Genomic DNA, 17,658 nt, shown 5'->3' on the forward strand with positions numbered 1-17,658 from the left:
AGTTATCCCTAAGTCTGTTAAGAAACGCCTTGGAATCGAAATGGCGTCATCACTAGGATGGGAACGCTACACTGGTGACGAAGGTGAAGTAGTAGCGATTAATCAGTTTGGTGCATCTGCACCAGGTGCGAAAATTATGAAAGAATATGGCTTTACAGTAGAAAATGTCGTTGAAAGAATGAAGGCACTATTAGTGAAATAAATGAACTATAAGGGCTTTTAGTCAGCTAATTGGCTAAAAGTCTTTTTTAACTCAAATACTTTGTACAAAACTCTCATAATATAGGTGTTGCAAAATGGAACATAATAAACTTTCAAAAGTAATAGAAGCTGCCAGACTTTATTATGAGCTGGATTATAGCCAGCAAGAAATAGCAAAAAAACTAGCGATTTCAAGACCAACTGTTTCAAGACTATTAAAGCAAGCCAAAGATAGTGGAATTGTCGAAATAAAAATTAATAATCCAGCGGAGACAGGGATACTTTTAGCAGAGCAATTAAGAGAAAAATTCAGTCTTAAAGAAGTTGTAGTTTCAACAGTTCCAGAAAATGAAACTGAAATAATAAAAAAATATTTAGCAGAAGCTGCTGCTGATTATTTATTTAAAGTTGTTAGAAACGAAGACATTATTGCAACATCATGGGGTACCACGATTTATGAGGTCGCAAAGAAGCTAAAACATAAACTCCTTCACGGAACGACAGTTGTACAGTTAAATGGAGGGGTAAGCCATTCAGAAATTAAAACATTTGCAACAGAAATTATTCACTTATTTGGTGAAGCATTTAATACACAAACATTGCTTTTACCATTACCAGCAATTGTCGACCATATGTTAGTGAAACAAGCAATAGAGTCTGATCGACACATCCATCAGATTCTTGAACAGGGAAAAAAAGCAAATATCGCCATTTTTAGTATTGGAACCCCAGTAATTGATTCTGTATTACTCCAAGCTGAATATTTAACGAAAGAGGATCGACTATCAATCCAGTCAAAAGCTGTGGGGGAGATCTGTTCTAGATTCTTTGATAAAAATGGTAACGTTTGCAATGAAAACTTGAACAACCGAACAATTGGTATTGAGCTACACGAACTGGCGAAAAAGGAAAAGTCAATTTTAGTAGCAGGCGGTCCTAAAAAGTTGGAGGCGATACTGGGTGCATTAACAGGGCATTACGCTAACGTCTTGCTTACAGACCAATTTACAGCAAAAATGTTATTGAATAGAGACGAGGCCTTACACAAAAAAGTTTAAAAACAGGTGAATAGTAGATTTCAAGGGTTCCGTTTTGAGGTGCAAATCCTATAAAATGACAATGAATAAGGCGTGCAATCTGACAACAGATTTGACACCTCTTTGACACCCATAAATAAAAATAAAGAGCGAACCCTCAAGGACCAAGAGATGAGGGAATCAGCATGGTTTAATAAATAAGCGGAGAAATTTCTCTTAATTACGAAATAGCACTTAAAATAGCTTAAATAAACGGAGGGATTCGACTATTTACACAAAAAACGTCAAAATGGATCATTTTGCATTGCTTAAGCGGAAAACCTCCGCGTATATACCCTGAACCAAGCCTTATTACGTAATTTAACCGGAAAATCTCCTCTTATTTTAACTATCGCTGGTTACTAAATTTAGGAGATGACTTCTGATGTATTTAGAAATATCGTAAGAATGGACATCCCAATTGACACTTAATTTTGAGTGTCCAATAAGCATTGTCCTTTAAATTTATTTTGTCATTAGTGGTTTTATTTTACTATAAGAGGTATTATAAATCCCTATATAAAAGGAAAATGGCATACGTCGATTCGTATGCCATTTCTAATGTCAATTTTCCGTTATATACTCAAAACCGAACGGTTGAATAATAGATTTCACCTGTTTTTAAACTTTTTTATAAAAGAAGTTTACTTTGTTCTAACAAATTAACGAATTGGGCATACCTTTATGTACAAACACCTATAAAATAGTAATTGCATAGGATATCGGGATGATTATGGGCAATAAGAAAGAGGAGGAATATCCCGATATGTTTTACCATGTAAAAGAACTACAATATCTCGCAAAGCCTGAATGTCCAGATCCGCTCTTTGCCAAGCAGTTGCAAGAGATCTTAGGCGGACAGTTTGGAGAAATATCTGTAGCAATGCAGTATTTATTTCAAGGATGGAACACGAGAGGAAATGGAAAATATAAAGATTTACTTATGGATACAGGAACTGAAGAATTAGCACATATAGAAATGTTAGCGACAATGATAGCTAGATTGCTGGATGGGGCTCCAGTTGGTGATCTAGAGGTAGCGGCAAAAGATCCAGTAATTGGTGCAATACTTGGTGGAATGAATCCACAACATGCTATTGTATCTGGATTAGGTGCGATGCCAGTTGATAGTGTTGGAAACAAATGGACTGCAGACTATATTATTGCTAGTGGCAACCTGTTAGCCGATTTTAGGGCGAATCTAAATTCAGAATCACAAGGGCGATTACAAGCTGTTAGGTTATATGAGTCTACTACAGACCGTGGTGTAAAGGATATGTTATCCTGGCTTATAGCAAGAGATACCATGCATCAAAACCAATGGTTAGCTGCAATATATGAGCTAGAATCGAAAGAAAATGTTGTTGTACCAAGTACATTCCCTAGAGAGTTAGAGAAGAGAGAAGTATCACATGTTTTATTTAACTATTCAAAAGGAAACGAGAGTGCTAAAGGGCGTTGGGCAAATGGTCCGAGTATAGATGGTGAAGGGGTATTCCAATTCGTTGAAAATCCTGTGCCGTATGGAAAGAAACCGAAGCTTCAGCCTGCACCTCTGTACATTCATGATACTTTACCAAGTGTCCTCCAAGACACCCCCATACCACCAAGTATGTATTAAAAAATAAGTTGTTAGTTCTCCGAAGTTATGTTAAAATAACATTCGTCTAGTGTCTAGCTGTCATTAGTCTTGTATAATATAATTCATATATCTAAAGCCTTTAATGAACTTACAAATAAAATAACCTATATAGGGTAAATGGAAGAATTACAATAAAGTCTTATCCATGACCTAACTTCTCATCAGAAGTTAGGCCTTTTTTAATTTTTTTGGAGGGTCGTAGCATTTATGTTGAAAACAAAAGGAAGTCAAGAGGATCTAATATATCTTAGTAGCACACTAAGTAAATTGCTTAAAAGAAAATTTGGTAAAGGCCCTGAAACGTGTTATGCCTCTTTAAAGGATAACATGATAAGTATCCATATTAGACATTTTATTACACCCGCAGAAGAGGTTTTAATAGAAAATGGCGAAGTCAATCTTGCATACCATTTTCGTTCTTCTATTATGAATGCAATTTTCAGAGAGTTTAAGAGAGAAATCTCGCATTCAATCGAAATAGAGTGCAAAGACATTTTTCATGATTGGAATTACGGTATTAACACTGGAGTAATTTTACTAATACTTGAAGATTCAATTGGAGAAATGACTACTGTTACAGAAAATGAAACACTATTAGAAGTAGCAAAGATAGTTAGTTTAAAGATTCATAAAATACCAAGTAGCTATAAAATTATAAATTTCAACCAAAATAGTTATGTTATTTCATATAAAGGGATAATGCTTCAGATTGAAAATGTATTATATAAAAAAGGGCAAATAGAATTGTTACGTGATCGATCGGAGGAAATAAAACTAGAATATATAAAAAATCTCAATTTATTTGAGCAAGCTCTTGGTCGCACAATAAAGGAGTTATTTTTTATGTCCGACTTCCAAAATGATAAAAGTTATATAGTTTTTATTCTATGAGTAAAATTTTCTAACAAAAGCCAAAGAAGGAAGTCTAATGAGACTTCCTTCTTTGGCTTTTGTTAATCACTTCCACTTAATTAAATTCAAAAATCTGCATATAATAACGATAATCTACTCACTATTCATTGTAGAAAGGAGTCTTTAATGGAGATTATTGATAAATTAACTTACATAAGTAGCTATTTTAGCAAGGTGCTTAGAAAGAAATTCGGAAGAGGTCCGCAATCCTGTCAGGCTTCCATGTGTAGTAACTATCTCGTTATTTACATTCGTGGTTTTATTTCTCCTATGGAAGAAGTACTATTATCGCAAGGACAAAGGAAGTATGTTGAAAATGCTAGGGAAGTAATCATTGATCATATATTAGATGAATTAAATGGTGTTATACAGGTTACGTTAGAGGTAGAAATAGAAGATTTCTATCATGATTGGAATTTTCCAAATAACTCTGGGTTAATCATGCTTGTTTTAGAAAATGAAGTTATTGAATTAGACTGTAAAACTGATATAGATATTGAAAGTTTTGAAGCGGAAGTTGCAAGGATAAGTGCCTTGGTCCAAAAAGTGCCCGATGCAATAAAAACAATTCCAATTTCAAGAGATATTGTATTAGTAGAAAGAGTAGGAATTCTAGTACCTATCGAAAAAGCACTCATTACTAAAGGATTTATCACAGAACTAAAGATCACAAAGGATGAACTAGAAAAAAGTTATTTTCATAAAGATCGAAGGTTTGATGGGATTTTTGACCAGCCTTTACGTGACATTTTTATTGATTGGAATATGAAGGATGACAAATCATTAATGGGATTTGTTTTAAAATAAACTTGGAAAGATTTTTTTTAAAGATAAAAAGTATAAAATTTTGTACCGAGTTTAGGTGTCTAGCTCCGGGCAGCATCGGACCTGAGGTCATAAGCCAATCCGTCCGGAAGGTAAAGAACAACCTTCCAGCCGGCTCGTCTTATGCTTGTCGCCGATAGGCGGGCGCCCTGCGCTTTTCTTAAAAGATAAGAAAGTATAAAAATTTGTACCGAGTTTTAGTGTCTAGCTCCGGGCGCCATCGACTCTATGGTATAAGCCAATCCGTCCGGAAGGTAAAGAACAACCTTCCAGCCGGCTTGTCTTATGCTTGTCGCCGATAGGCAGGCGCCCTGCGCTTTTCTTAAAAGATAAGAAAGTATAAAAATTTGTACCGAGTTTTAGTGTCTAGCTCCGGGCGCCATCGACTCGAGGTCATAAGCCAATCCGTCCGGAAGGTAAAGAACAACCTTCCAGCCGGCTTGTCTTATGCTTGTCGCCGATAGGCAGGCGCCCTGCGCTTTTCTTATTATTAATGTGAAAATTTAAAAAAATAATTGAAATTTGATTGACATTTCTATAATATTGTAAATGGGTAGGGGTTTACAGCCTTGATCTAGGGGATTTAAGTTTTGAAAAAACGTTTATTATTTACTATTAAATTTAATATATAGGAAACGGTGTGCTGAACAATAAATACTTTGTTATTGAGTTAGTCATTATGCCAAAGTAAAATAGGTCTTTCTCCTATTTTTACTTTGGCTTTTTCTTTTTCTTAAATATATTTTGGATATATGAAAGGAAAGCTTAATCTATGAAGTCAAATGTTATGGATGAGTTAAGAGATGCGTTTTTTGCTGTAGATCATAACTGGTATTTTACGTATTTAAATCCAGCTGCCGAAAAACTACTCCAGCGAAATAAAGAGGACCTGTTAGGAAAATGTTTATGGGGTGAGTTTAAGGAAGCGATTGGTACAAGGTTTTATAAACAGTATCACAAAGCTTTAGAATCAAAGATAGTGGTAGAGTTTGAAGATAAGTTTGAGCCTTTAAACAAATGGTTTGACGTACGAGCATACCCATATGAAAGTGGAATTGCTGTCCACTTTCGAGATATAAATAATAGAAAGAAAGCACTTGAAGAAAGCAGAGAGCACTACAAATCGCTTTTTGATCAAAACCCGGATGCTGTTTTTTCGTTTGATTTAGATGGTAACTATATGTCTGCAAATAAAAGTTTCGAAAATCTACTCGGATATACGATGGATGAATATGTAAAGATGAATTTTGAGCCTTTAGTAGTCCCAGAGGATTTGGAGAAAACACATTATCACTTTCAAAAAGCAGTAGATGGAGTGCCGCAAACTTACGAAGTTACTACACTTACCAAGAATGGAGAGAGGGTGGAAGTCACTGTTACAAATGTTCCTATCGTTGTAGACGGTGAAATTGTTGGTGTTTATGGAATTGCCAAAGATATAACAAAACATAAACGAGTTGAACAAGAAATCAAAGAAAGTGAAGCCAGTCTAAAGCAAGCTTTACATATTGCGAAACTAGGAAGTTGGACTTGGGATTTAAGAACAGATGTTTTAGTTTGGTCTGATGAGATGTATCGCATGTTTGGAATGAAGCCAACGTCAGAGGTAACTTTTGAGATATTTCTAAAGTATGTCCACCCAGAGGATAGAGATCTTATAGTAAAAACTATTGATAAAACAATGAAAGGGACACCTTTAAATGTACAATTTAGAATCGTAAGGCCTAATGGACAAATCCGTTATGTAGAAATACTAGGTGAAACTTTTTTTGATGAGAACGGGTATGCTCTAAAAATAATTGGGACAACACAGGATGTTACTGAAAGAAAATTTGAACAAGAGCGATTAAGAAGAAGTGAAGAGTTATATAAACTAATTTCTGAGAATTCACAGGATATTATTTTATATACTACACCAGGTGGTGTTATTAATTATGTCTCACCTGCAATCTATAATGTACTTGGATATAGACCTGATGAACTAATAGGGTCTACAAGAAAAGATCTTTTTCATCCTGAGGATTTGCAAAGGATTGAGAGAAAAAGTTTAAAAGAAAAAGAGGTTTTTGATATTAGAGTGCGTCATAGTAATGGACATTATAGCTGGATTGAGGCCTCCATTAAGGTAATCAAAAACGAATTTGGAGAAACGGAAAAAATTCTTGCGATTGGTCGAGATATTTCGGAACGGATTGAAGCAAAGGAACTAATGATAAAATCAGAGAAATTAACAATGGCAGGACAATTAGCTGCAGGAATCGCACATGAAATTCGAAATCCTCTTACAGCCATTAAAGGCTTTTTGCAAATGATGCAAAGGGGCTATGATATGCAAAAAGAATACTTAGATGTGATGGATTCGGAATTGGTTCGAATCGAGTTTATATTAAATGAACTATTACTATTAGCGAAGCCAACAGAAAAAAAGTTAGAACAAAAGGATCTTAATTCGATTGTTTCACATGTTGTAAAGTTACTAGAAACTGAAGCTAATTTTAAAAATGTTATTTTTAAAACGACATTACACGGCGAAGGGTTATATATAAATTGTGATGAAAATCAATTAAAACAGATATTTATCAACTTTGTAAAAAATGGTATTGAAGCAATGCCTGATGGCGGAGAAATAAATATTTCTACCTATATAGAAGATGAAAATAGTATCATTTGTTTTAAAGATCAAGGTTGTGGAATTCCAAAGGAAAAATTAGCAAACATAGGGCAACCGTTCTTCACAACGAAAGAAAAGGGCACTGGTCTAGGCTTAGCGGTTAGCTTTAGCATTATTGAGAATCACCGAGGAGAAGTCATTATTGACAGCGAAGTGGGTAAAGGAACCACAATAAAAGTTAAACTACCATTACTAAATTGAGTGAGCATACTAAAATAAAATCCCGTACACTGCCTTACATGAAAACTACATAAATTTAGCGAGGCGATTATTGCTGATTGAAGTTCAGATTTAATTTCTGAGCTTTTTTGTGGATTTAAAAAGTTATCAACATGGTTATCAACATAATCACAATTTATCAACAAGTTGTTAACAATAAATAATGTGTTTTGCACAATTTTATCCACAATCGCTACTAATTATTACACTCCCTTATGTTTATCCACAGCCCGATAGTACTTTTAAGAACATACTGTTACTAAAAATAGTAGATAACCACTAGGCATATTGTGGAATAAAAAACAAAAATTCGATATTCATTTTTTATTGTTTAGGAATTTATAAAATTGTAAGGTTGTGTATAACTTCGTGTCTTTGTCTATCTACGTCTAGCTCTAGGCGCCACCCGGCTCTATGGTATAAGCCCAATCCGTCCGGAAGGTTAAAGAACAACCTTCCAGCCGGCTTGTCTTATGCTTGTCGCCGAAAGGCGGGCGCCTTGCGTTTTTGTTATTTACTCCTTTAAATGGAAACACTATTATTGTTCGTTATTAGTTCAAAATGATCCTTACTTGGAGTATACTTGGAGTTATCGTTAAAAAAATAAAAGAATAAGTGGAATAGAGAAAATAAGATGATTATAATTATGTAGTTACTAACATTTTTTAAGAAAAATGATTACTATATAGATATGAAATTAGATATGAGAGGATTTAGTTGAATGAGTTTAAAAAATCAAGTTTCAAAACGACGTACCTTTGCGATTATATCGCATCCTGATGCAGGAAAAACGACGATGACCGAAAAGCTACTTCTATTCGGAAATGTTATTAGAGAAGCAGGAACAGTGAAGGCTAAGAAAACAGGGAAGTTTGCAGCATCAGACTGGATGGAAATTGAGAAAAAGCGGGGAATCTCTGTTACATCAAGTGTAATGAGTTTTCCCTATCATGACTTTTATGTCAATATTTTAGATACGCCAGGACATGAAGATTTTAGTGAAGACACTTACAGAACGCTAACGGCAGTTGATAGCGTTGTTATGATTATTGACTCAACGAAAGGTGTTGAGCCTCAAACGATTAAACTTTTCAAAGTATGTCGATTGAGAGGAATTCCAATTTTTACATTTATTAATAAGCTTGACCGTGATGGGAAAGAGCCTCTTGATTTACTGTCAGAGCTAGAAGAAGTACTTGGCATTGAATCATATCCAATGAACTGGCCTGTAGGTATGGGAAAACAATTACTTGGAATTTGGGATCGTTACAATAATGAGTTTGTTCATTACTTAGGTGATGAAAAAGAGGAGAAGATACCCTTAAATGAAGTTGATCGATTAGGTCATGATTATCTTTTCAAAAGTGTGAAAGATGATCTGAGCTTACTTGATGAAGCAGGTAATCAATTTGATGCGGAGCGCGTCATTAGCGGAGAACTGACTCCAGTATTCTTCGGAAGTGCACTTGCTAATTTTGGAGTACACTCGTTTTTTGATACGTTTTTAAATTTTGCATCGCCTCCTAGACCACGAAAAGCTGATGAAGGGTTAATTGCACCAGAATCAGAAAACTTTAGTGGCTATATCTTTAAAATTCAAGCTAACATGAATTCTAAACACCGTGATCGGATCGCTTTTTTACGTGTTTGCTCAGGTAAATTTGAACGAGGTATGAGCGTTCAGGTTAGTCGTACAAATAAGACAATTAAATTAAATCAAACTCAGCAGTTTATGGCTGCGAGTAGGGAAACAGTAGAAGAAGCATATCCTGGTGATATTATTGGTATTTATGATCCGAATATTTATCAAATTGGCGATACGTTAACTGAAGGAAAAGATCTAGTTAACTACCGGGAGTTACCACAGTTTCCGCCTGAAATGTTCCGAAAAGTACGTGTGAAAAATGCCATGAAATCAAAACAATTTAAAAAAGGGATTGAGCAACTCGTTCAAGAAGGAGCAATTCAACTATTTAAACAGGAGTTAACTGAGGAATATATTCTTGGGGCTGTTGGCCAGCTACAATTTGAAGTGTTTGAATACCGAATGAAAGGTGAATATGGTGTTGATATCGAATTTACCCATCTTGGTGACAGAATACCTCGTTGGTTAACCGAGTCACCAAAGGATAGACGTTTATTCGATTCACGAAGTCTGTTAGTGCAGGATCGCCATGACAGATTTGCAGTACTATTTGAAAATGAGTTTACACTGCGTTATTTTAGTGACAAGAACAAGGATATTGAACTAGTCGACTTGCTAGAATCAAATGATTATAAGAGCTTATAGATAGAATGGTGGTCAGTCTTTTAGGAGGCTGACTTCTTTTGATTGATCATGTTAGGTCTTTGTGTCAAATAATACTATTGGCTTTAAATAGAAAGGAAGTAGAGATGTTAAAAGGAATCGTCCATTTGCTCTAGTCTTTTAAATGTATTCAAAAAAATATGTTCTAAGAAAAGGAAGTGAATGTTATGAAAAAAATGATTGGTTTTATTGGTTGTGGAAAAATGGCACAGGCAATGATAGAAGGAATGTTAAAATCTGAGCTTGTGTTGCCAGCGCAAATTACTGCGAGTGCATCTTCGGATTCTACTATTGTCGATGTTAAAAAGAAGTATGGGATTAATGTAACAAAAACAAATGTAGAGGTAGCTAGTAAGTCGAATCTTTTATTTTTAGCAGTTAAACCTAACCTATATGCAGAGGTTATAGAGGAAATTAAGCAAGAGGTTAATGATGACACAATTATCATTACAATTGCAGCAGGAATTAGTATTGATTTTATGGAAAAGTCTTTTGATAAAAAGGTCAAGGTCGTAAGGTCGATGCCAAATACCCCTTCACTTGTTGGAGAAGGTATGAGTGCAATATGTTCGAATGATATGGTAACAGAAATTGAGCTAGCAGAAGTACTATCTTTATTTGAAAGCTTCGGAAAAGCCGAAGTAATTGAAGAAAAATTAATGGATGCCATACCGGCGGTCAGTGGATCCTCACCTGCATATGTTTATATGTTCATTGAAGCATTAGCTGATGGAGCCGTTTTACAAGGTATCCCAAGACAGCAAGCATTTAAACTTGCTGCACAGGCTGTATTAGGCGCTGCTAAAATGGTGTTAGAAACGGGTCAGCATCCTGGTGAATTAAAAGATGCTGTTTGCACTCCAGGTGGAGCGACAATTGAGGCTGTTACAACATTGGAGAAAAATAAGTTTAGAGGAACTATTATTTCAGCAATGGAAAGCTGTACAGCGAAATCAAAAGGGTTTTCAAACAATTAAAAGTTGATTAGATGAAGCCTGTGTTATGCTAGATTTTTTTATAAAATTTACAATATATAATACTTTGTACCACTTTTATGTGTCCTTCTCCTTGCGCCATCAGACCTGAGGTCATAAGCCATTTCCTTTAAGAAGGAAAAACCACCTACTTAAAGGAACTTGTCTTATGCTTGACTTGCGCAGGATGTGTTGATGTCGATGTTTGCCACATGACGTGGTGGGTTTTAATCGACGCTCAGGTAAGCGGGCGCTCTGCGCTTTTCAGAGTTTTAGGGGTTCTACTTATCATTTGATCTCAATCATTGGCTCAACCGTTACCTCTACAGAATCACTTAACGTTTGTGAAATAAAACATGCCTTTTTTGCACGATGAGTAAGTTGTTCAATTTTCTCTATCATTTCTTTATCACTAGTAGAAATATAGATTGTAGGTCTATGAGTAATTTTTTGAAAGACTAATTGTTTTCCTTCTTTACTAACCTTTCCTTCTGAAACTACCTCAAGATGGGAATATTCAATGCTACGACTACTTAGGATGGCAGCTAATGTAATCATATAGCAATTTGTAGCTGCCGATATTAGCAATTCTTCAGGATTTGCTCCAATCCCAGGACCATCCAATTCTTTTGGTGCGGAAACTGTCGTTTTGAATCCGTTAGAAGTTATCTCACCCTTCCCATTCCGATCACCTATCCAAGACCCTTTCACTTCAAACGTTACTTCACTCATTCGTATACCCCCTAATAAATTAGTTTCTAGGTTAATTATAATATGATAAAGACTGGATTAACATCTCTTAAGGTTTAAGTATAAAAATAAATCCTAAAGTAGAGCCCGCTACTTTTCTATCAAGCCTATCACGTGTTGCCATATATGAAGAAAATGGGAAGATACAAAGTCCGATTTTATATCTAATCATTATCAAATACAAAAAACCGACTCATCTTAAGAGTCGGTGAAATTTCACGAAGGCTATGCCATCTATGCCGTCAATCACTGTTTCTCAACGTGCATATGCTGCAGGTGGGTGTCTGCATAGAAGTCTCCATCTTCCTCATAATTCCAAGGCATGATGTTGAAAACTAATCTCTTGGACTCCCTACTATAAAAGCATCGGTTGAATCAATGACCTAAACGAACACAATAGCATATCTGTCTGAAATCATAATATCAAATATATGGTTGAAAAAAAATAGTGGTTTACTACCAATTTAGCAAAGGTATGATTAATCTGGATAATTCTTCACCCTATTTGGAAAGATTAGTACTAGTGTGACATATACTAAGAAAAGCGCAGGGCACCCGCAGCTAGACACTAAAACTAGGTACAAACTTTTACGCTTTCGCATATAAATTCGTGATATTATTCTAAAAACCAGAAGGGACTTTAACGGATGAAAAAATGGATAACAGGTTTGCCGTTATTATGGACCTCGATTTTATTATTAACGGTAAAAACATACATAGTAAGCAAATATGTCTTTGATTTGGATATTGAATCCTTCACACAGGATATGATTTTATTTCTAAGTGCAATGTGCTCAAGTCTGATCCTATTGGGACTTCCTTTACTAGTGAGCAAACAGCATCAATTCAGATTACTGATTAGTATCTATTTATTTGCAACAGTAGTATTATACTTAAACGTTCTTTATTATCGCTTTTTTAATGACTTCATAACGATTCCAGTCCTATTCCAATCCAAAAATTTAAGCAATTTATGGACGAGTTTGGTTGAGCTTAAGAATCCATTAGACCTTTTCATGTTCTTTGATGTAGGATTGGTTATCATTCTTTATAAGCTAAAGCAAAATAGGGAGCTACAGGTACTAAATAAAAGAAAATTTCTTATCGTGACTATAGGAATATTTTTGGTTAGCTTGACGTTGGCACATAGCGAAAGACCTGAACTGCTAACTAGGTCGTTTGATCGGAAACTATTAGTGAAAAACCTTGGTGTTTACACATATCAGGTATACGATTTCATTCTTTATTCAAATACGAAACGACGAATTGCATTTGCTGATAATGATAAACTTACAGAGATCGTTAATTATGTGAATGCAAATAGAGAAAAGCCAAATGAAAACTTATTTGGAAAAGCAAAAGGGAAGAATATCTTCTTAATATCGTTAGAATCAACGCAAGATTTTGTGATCAATCGAGAGATTAATGGGCTAGAGATAACGCCGTTTCTTAATCAGCTCATAAATGAACAAGGATCTTATTATTTTTCTAACTTTTATCATCAAACAGGGCAAGGAAAAACCTCAGATTCTGAATTTATTGTGGAAAATTCATTGTATGGTCTGCCCCGAGGTGCTGTGTTTTTTTCTAATCCAGAAAATAAATATAATTCGCTCACAAATTATTTGAAACACGATTCAGGATATTATACTGCTGTTTTTCATGCAAATAATAAAAGTTTCTGGAATCGCGATGTTATGTACGATTCGATAGGCTATGACCGTTTTTTCTCGGACCAAGATTACTGGATTTCAGAGGAAAACTCGATTGGGTGGGGATTAAAGGACGATCATTTTTTCACACAGTCTATTCCACTTTTAAAGCAGTTACCACAGCCTTTTTTTGCGAAGTTTATCACACTAACAAATCACTTTCCGTTCTCACTTGGTCTGCAGGATGAGTTCATTCCAGAATGGGATTCTAAGGATGGAACTGTGAATAGATATTTTACAACTGTAAGGTATCAGGATGAGGCGTTGAAAACGTTTTTCGAACAATTAAAGGCCGAAAACATGTACGAGAACTCTGTATTTATTTTATATGGTGATCACTACGGTATTTCTGAAAACCATAATACGGCAATGGGTCAGTTTTTAAATAAAACAATTACACCATACGAATATATTGAGCTGCAAAAAGTGCCATTAATTTTTCATTTTCCAACTAAAAATGATACACGGACCATCACAACTGTAGCAGGTCAAATAGACCTTAAACCAACCATCATGAACTTACTCGGAATTGAAGGGCAAGAAGATATTCAATTTGGTTCAGATCTTTTTTCAGAAGAAAAAAATGAATTTGTGATTTTACGTGATGGAAGTGTAATTACAAGTAACTATGTCGCAACAGGTAATAAATGTTACATAAGGGAAACAGGGCAGGAAACGGATTTGTCAGAATGTCAGTCGTTACTTTTAAAGGCAAAGAAAGAGTTAAGTTATTCAGATAGGGTTATATATGGTGACTTGCTAAAATTTTTACCGGATTTTTACGATAACAAATAGTAAGAGGCTGACCTTGGCGGTCTACCTCTTTTACTATAAAAATGGGCCATTTTTATTTTAATATCAGAATTTATATGTGAAAGCTAAAATTTGTGCCTAGTTTTGGGTCCAGCCCCGGGCGCCCTACGCTTTTATTTTGAAACAAGCTTTGCTTCATGCTGTTTAATTTTAAATTGAACAGTTCTTACGCTTAAGATAACTAATAAGAATATACAATACGCTAAGAGTAATGATAAACCAATAAACCCAATATTAAATAATTTTAGAAGTAAACTTACTCCTGTTATTGCGTATAATGTTCCTAGGTAATGGCGAATCTGTTTATCGTTAAAACCTTCAGTAAAAATGGCACCTATTTGGCCGCCTATTAGTGCCCCAATTATGAGACTGCCGGTGACCTTGAAGTCAATAGGGGTAGTTGAAGCATAAGTTGCAAAACCAGCTGAAACAATCATTAATACACTAAGCAAACTCGTTCCGACAGCATATCTTGAATGAAAAGAGAGTATGGTGATTAAAAGTGGCACGATTATAAATCCTCCACCTACCCCTAGTGTCGTTGAAACGATACCAGCAAATAATCCAATTACAATTGCTTTGTATAGTTTAAAGTCCTTTTCGAACGATGGAAAGCTTGTCGTGGGAGCATCAGTTCTTAATAATGAATATGAAAAATAAACGATTAATAGTATATAGAATACAGGTATGATCGTATCTTCAATTTGAAATTTCTCTAAAAATAAAACAAAAGGGAAAGCAGCTTGGGTTGCAATAACGCCACTTATACCGATAATGAAAGCTGCTTTCCATTGAATATTTTGCAAGCGAAAATGAGCAAATACCCCAGATAAAGAGGTAGCAATGGTGTACATTAAACTCGTTGCTATCGCAATCACAGGTGAGAAGTTCATTAATAATAGTACAGGTGTTAAGATAAATCCACCGCCTATACCAAAGAAGCCAGATAAAACTCCGATTCCAATTCCCAGAAAGAGATAAAGGATAATATCCACTTGTACCCCTCCTTTCAAAACTAAAACAGCTACACTAATCTTACAATAAACAAATGGTTTTAAAAAGGGTTTCACTACATATGGGCGATTATGGAGAGATTACATTTACATTACATCTTTCTTTCTTTTCTTTACAAGTATCTCCGATTGCTATAAAAGAAATTATCCCTATGTTAGACTAGCAACTAGTCTTGATAAAAAAGGGGAGGGTTATTTTGTTAAAACGTAGAATGCTTAGTGGTATAGTTGGAATCATATTTGTATTAGGATTGATTGGCTGTGGAAGTGGACAAGATACAGCGGGAAGTACTGAGGATGTTGTTGCGATCGTAAATGATCAGGATATTACGAAGGCTGAATTTGACGCTTCTTACGAACAATATAAGCTGACATATGCACAGCAAGGCATGAATATTGATGATATGGAAGAAGATCAAGTAAAACAAATTGAACAGAAAGTTGTTGACCAATTAGTTAATAGCCGTTTATTACTACAAGCAGCAGAAAAAAATAACATTGAGGCTGCCGAAGAAGAAGTACAACAAAGTTTAGAACAAATCAAAGGCCAATTTGATAAGGAAGAAGAGTTTACTGCGGCTCTAGAAGCGAATAAGCTTACACTAGCACAATTAGAAAAACAAATTACAGATGAACTAAAGGTAAATCAATACATTTCTGAAAATATCACAGAAGTAACGGTAGAGGAAGAAGAAATTAAAGCAATGTATGATCAATATAAAGAACAAAGTGAAAAAATCCCTTCATTTGAAGAAGTGAAAGCACAATTAAAACAGCAAATTGCTCAGCAGAAAAACCAAGTTGAGGTTGGAAAATTAGTTGAAAAACTAAGAAACGAAAGCGAAATAGAAGTATTAATTTAATGGAAGCCATCAGAAGACCTTTTATTTGGGTCTTCTTTTTAAATTATTGACTCAACTTTCGCACCCCAGAAATAGCTCTCAACACTTGATATATTTGAAAGCATACTAAAATGTTTATGCTCCCTTTACCATTGTTTCTTCATTATTAAGAAAAGCCTTCTTTAAAAAGTGAGGTATTTTATTAAATAGCTGGTCGATTATGGATTGTACCTTTTCTTTCGGGAGGACTGGTTACTGGGAGAGAGTGGATTTCAACAAATCTATGATTAACATGAGAACTTTAGCGAATCGGATATTCTCCATTTCATCTCAGCACAAATAGAAGAGCTGCCCAATCGTTTTTGGATCATCTTCTTCCAGAGCGCTTATCGCAGGCATGATATAACGTGTAAAGACAATCGTGGTGTGGGCTACTAACGCATCATAACTGGGTGAAACAATTTGGATACGATCACATTTATACTCAACAGGATAAGAAACTTTCTCCAATTGTAGTGGAGTTATTGAGCAAACGATAAACAGCATCCTTTGCAGGATATGTGGAACATCTTTTCAAACAAAATTCCCCAAACTCCCAATCCTCCCATAAATAGACTGAAGTGGCTCAATTATAGTTTATCAATTATAAGGACATGGTGCCTGTCCCTTTTGTAAGTGATCTTGCTGCTGTAAAATAAAAAAAGAGGTTTGAACCATTTATAAGCAGTTCAACCCTCATAACCTATAAAACCTTAAATCTTTCGACATAATTCGGGAAGTGACAGGGACCATAGCTATTGTGTATAATAAAAATAAACTAATCTTTTCAAGGGGTGCTAAAAATGAGTATTCGCAAAGAAGATCTTCATTTACTTATAGACCTTGTAAATGAAAAGGATACGAAACTTGTGTATGATCTTATCAGTTTTGTAATTGAAAAGAACAACGAAAAAGAGATTGAAGTTGAGGCTGATAATTCACCTTTAACTGAAAAGGAAAAGAAGATACTAAAACAAGCTGAAATTGATATTGAAAATGATGATCTCATCGATTGGGATGACATTCATGACTAAATTTGCGATAAAATTTAGAAAACCTGCTGCTAAACACTATGAGAAGTTGCCACCTAAGTTAAAGAATAAAGTCAAAGATGTTATTAATCAACTTCAAGAAAATCCTTATGCTATCCCAAATGTAAAACCGTTAGAGGGATCCAATCATGATGATTTTCGAATTCGCATTGGATCCCTCCGTTTATTGTATCGTCTACATAATGATACGTTGATTATTATTATATTGGACCTAGGACCACGTGGTGATATTTATAAATGATATTTTAACGTACATAAGAAAAGGAGAGTAAATCATTAATTATGTTCTCATTCTCCTTCTACTATTTAATGCAAATCTTCCGTGAAACATTCTTGTGAAACAAGATTTTTCGGGGGATGACAGGCACCCTGAACTAAAAATATCTAAATACCTGTGGAACAATTTCGTTTAACAAGCAAATTCGCGTGGTGACAGGCCACAAAACTATCCCCCCTTGTCCTTTTGTAGCAAAAACTGCAAAAACACTCCATCACTAAGCTCTTTCGTGCTTTATAGATCCAGGGGTCTGTCACCAAAAAATTTACAGTGGGAAATGGTACCTGTCCTCTGAACTCCTCAAAAAACCCCTGCCATTTACCCTAAACCAG

The 17,658-nt window shown here is 35.1% G+C and carries 14 protein-coding genes and 1 other RNA gene; 12 read left to right on the forward strand and 3 right to left on the reverse strand.

Annotated features, from left to right (window positions below; all coding sequences use genetic code 11):
• The 8 genes from PY093_RS19245 to proC form a co-directional block, all read left to right on the forward strand.
• On the forward strand, nt 1–202 hold a 202-nt coding region (locus PY093_RS19245), incomplete at its 5' end, for a transketolase-like TK C-terminal-containing protein (RefSeq protein WP_275647416.1).
• Between the two features lie 94 nt (nt 203–296).
• The gene (locus PY093_RS19250; protein WP_275647417.1) at nt 297–1,259 is read left to right on the forward strand and encodes a sugar-binding transcriptional regulator; all 963 of its coding nucleotides are present in this window, start codon (nt 297–299) and stop codon (nt 1,257–1,259) included.
• 784 nt (nt 1,260–2,043) lie between these two features.
• Nucleotides 2,044–2,898 carry a manganese catalase gene (locus tag PY093_RS19255; RefSeq protein WP_275647418.1) on the forward strand — a complete coding sequence of 285 codons (855 nt, stop codon included), beginning with the start codon at nt 2,044–2,046 and terminating at the stop codon, nt 2,896–2,898.
• Between the two features lie 228 nt (nt 2,899–3,126).
• Complete coding sequence (locus tag PY093_RS19260; RefSeq protein ID WP_275647419.1) at nt 3,127–3,810, forward strand: Na-translocating system protein MpsC family protein; 684 nt, start codon at nt 3,127–3,129, stop codon at nt 3,808–3,810.
• A 147-nt stretch (nt 3,811–3,957) separates the two neighbouring features.
• Nucleotides 3,958–4,638, forward strand: a complete 681-nt coding sequence (locus PY093_RS19265; protein ID WP_275647420.1) for a Na-translocating system protein MpsC family protein — start codon at nt 3,958–3,960, stop codon at nt 4,636–4,638.
• Nucleotides 4,639–5,428: 790 nt separating this feature from the next.
• Nucleotides 5,429–7,528 (forward strand): PAS domain S-box protein, encoded by a 2,100-nt coding sequence (locus PY093_RS19270; protein ID WP_275647421.1) that lies wholly within the window; start codon nt 5,429–5,431, stop codon nt 7,526–7,528.
• Nucleotides 7,529–8,267: 739 nt separating this feature from the next.
• Nucleotides 8,268–9,836, forward strand: coding sequence for a peptide chain release factor 3 (locus PY093_RS19275; protein ID WP_275647422.1), 1,569 nt, complete (start codon nt 8,268–8,270; stop codon nt 9,834–9,836).
• Nucleotides 9,837–10,021: 185 nt separating this feature from the next.
• Entirely contained in the window at nt 10,022–10,831 is an 810-nt protein-coding gene (gene proC / locus PY093_RS19280; RefSeq protein WP_275647423.1) for a pyrroline-5-carboxylate reductase, read from the forward strand.
• Between the two features lie 285 nt (nt 10,832–11,116).
• Here the strand turns inward: proC and PY093_RS19285 are convergent, their stop codons facing one another.
• Together PY093_RS19285 and ssrS are read right to left on the reverse strand one after the other, a co-directional pair.
• Nucleotides 11,117–11,560 (reverse strand): OsmC family protein, encoded by a 444-nt coding sequence (locus PY093_RS19285; RefSeq protein ID WP_275647424.1) that lies wholly within the window; start codon nt 11,558–11,560, stop codon nt 11,117–11,119.
• Between the two features lie 241 nt (nt 11,561–11,801).
• A non-coding RNA gene (gene ssrS, locus PY093_RS19290) (6S RNA) lies at nt 11,802–11,984 on the reverse strand.
• A gap of 241 nt (nt 11,985–12,225) precedes the next feature.
• Here ssrS and PY093_RS19295 point away from each other — a divergent pair.
• Entirely contained in the window at nt 12,226–14,085 is a 1,860-nt protein-coding gene (locus tag PY093_RS19295) for an LTA synthase family protein (protein WP_275647425.1), read from the forward strand.
• 131 nt (nt 14,086–14,216) lie between these two features.
• On the opposite strand, the gene PY093_RS19300 is transcribed toward PY093_RS19295, so the two are convergent.
• Nucleotides 14,217–15,098: a sulfite exporter TauE/SafE family protein gene (locus PY093_RS19300; RefSeq protein ID WP_275647426.1), complete on the reverse strand. Its 882-nt coding sequence runs from the start codon at nt 15,096–15,098 to the stop codon at nt 14,217–14,219.
• 215 nt (nt 15,099–15,313) lie between these two features.
• Here PY093_RS19300 and PY093_RS19305 point away from each other — a divergent pair, with 215 nt between their 5' ends.
• From PY093_RS19305 to PY093_RS19315, 3 genes are all read left to right on the forward strand, one after another.
• Entirely contained in the window at nt 15,314–15,979 is a 666-nt protein-coding gene (locus tag PY093_RS19305) for a SurA N-terminal domain-containing protein (protein WP_275647427.1), read from the forward strand.
• Nucleotides 15,980–16,800: 821 nt separating this feature from the next.
• Nucleotides 16,801–17,031, forward strand: coding sequence for a hypothetical protein (locus tag PY093_RS19310; RefSeq protein ID WP_275647428.1), 231 nt, complete (start codon nt 16,801–16,803; stop codon nt 17,029–17,031).
• The gene (locus PY093_RS19315; protein ID WP_275647429.1) at nt 17,024–17,290 is read left to right on the forward strand and encodes a type II toxin-antitoxin system RelE family toxin; all 267 of its coding nucleotides are present in this window, start codon (nt 17,024–17,026) and stop codon (nt 17,288–17,290) included. Before PY093_RS19310 ends, PY093_RS19315 begins: the two co-directional genes overlap by 8 nt.
• Nucleotides 17,291–17,658: the final 368 nt, after the last annotated feature.

This window comes from Cytobacillus sp. S13-E01 (genome assembly GCF_029193815.1).
Classification (GTDB): domain Bacteria; phylum Bacillota; class Bacilli; order Bacillales; family Bacillaceae_L; genus Bacillus_BV.

Excerpts from the sequence above, each read along its gene's own strand:
- PY093_RS19250 (WP_275647417.1), top strand. The coding sequence starts at position 297 with ATGGAACATAATAAACTTTCAAAAGTAATAGAAGCTGCCAGACTTTAT.
- PY093_RS19285 (WP_275647424.1), bottom strand. The coding sequence starts at position 11,560 with ATGAGTGAAGTAACGTTTGAAGTGAAAGGGTCTTGGATAGGTGATCGG.
- PY093_RS19275 (WP_275647422.1), top strand. The coding sequence starts at position 8,268 with ATGAGTTTAAAAAATCAAGTTTCAAAACGACGTACCTTTGCGATTATA.
- PY093_RS19295 (WP_275647425.1), top strand. The coding sequence starts at position 12,226 with ATGAAAAAATGGATAACAGGTTTGCCGTTATTATGGACCTCGATTTTA.
- proC (WP_275647423.1), top strand. The coding sequence starts at position 10,022 with ATGAAAAAAATGATTGGTTTTATTGGTTGTGGAAAAATGGCACAGGCA.
- PY093_RS19255 (WP_275647418.1), top strand. The coding sequence starts at position 2,044 with ATGTTTTACCATGTAAAAGAACTACAATATCTCGCAAAGCCTGAATGT.
- PY093_RS19315 (WP_275647429.1), top strand. The coding sequence starts at position 17,024 with ATGACTAAATTTGCGATAAAATTTAGAAAACCTGCTGCTAAACACTAT.
- PY093_RS19270 (WP_275647421.1), top strand. The coding sequence starts at position 5,429 with ATGAAGTCAAATGTTATGGATGAGTTAAGAGATGCGTTTTTTGCTGTA.
- PY093_RS19310 (WP_275647428.1), top strand. The coding sequence starts at position 16,801 with ATGAGTATTCGCAAAGAAGATCTTCATTTACTTATAGACCTTGTAAAT.
- PY093_RS19265 (WP_275647420.1), top strand. The coding sequence starts at position 3,958 with ATGGAGATTATTGATAAATTAACTTACATAAGTAGCTATTTTAGCAAG.
- PY093_RS19260 (WP_275647419.1), top strand. The coding sequence starts at position 3,127 with ATGTTGAAAACAAAAGGAAGTCAAGAGGATCTAATATATCTTAGTAGC.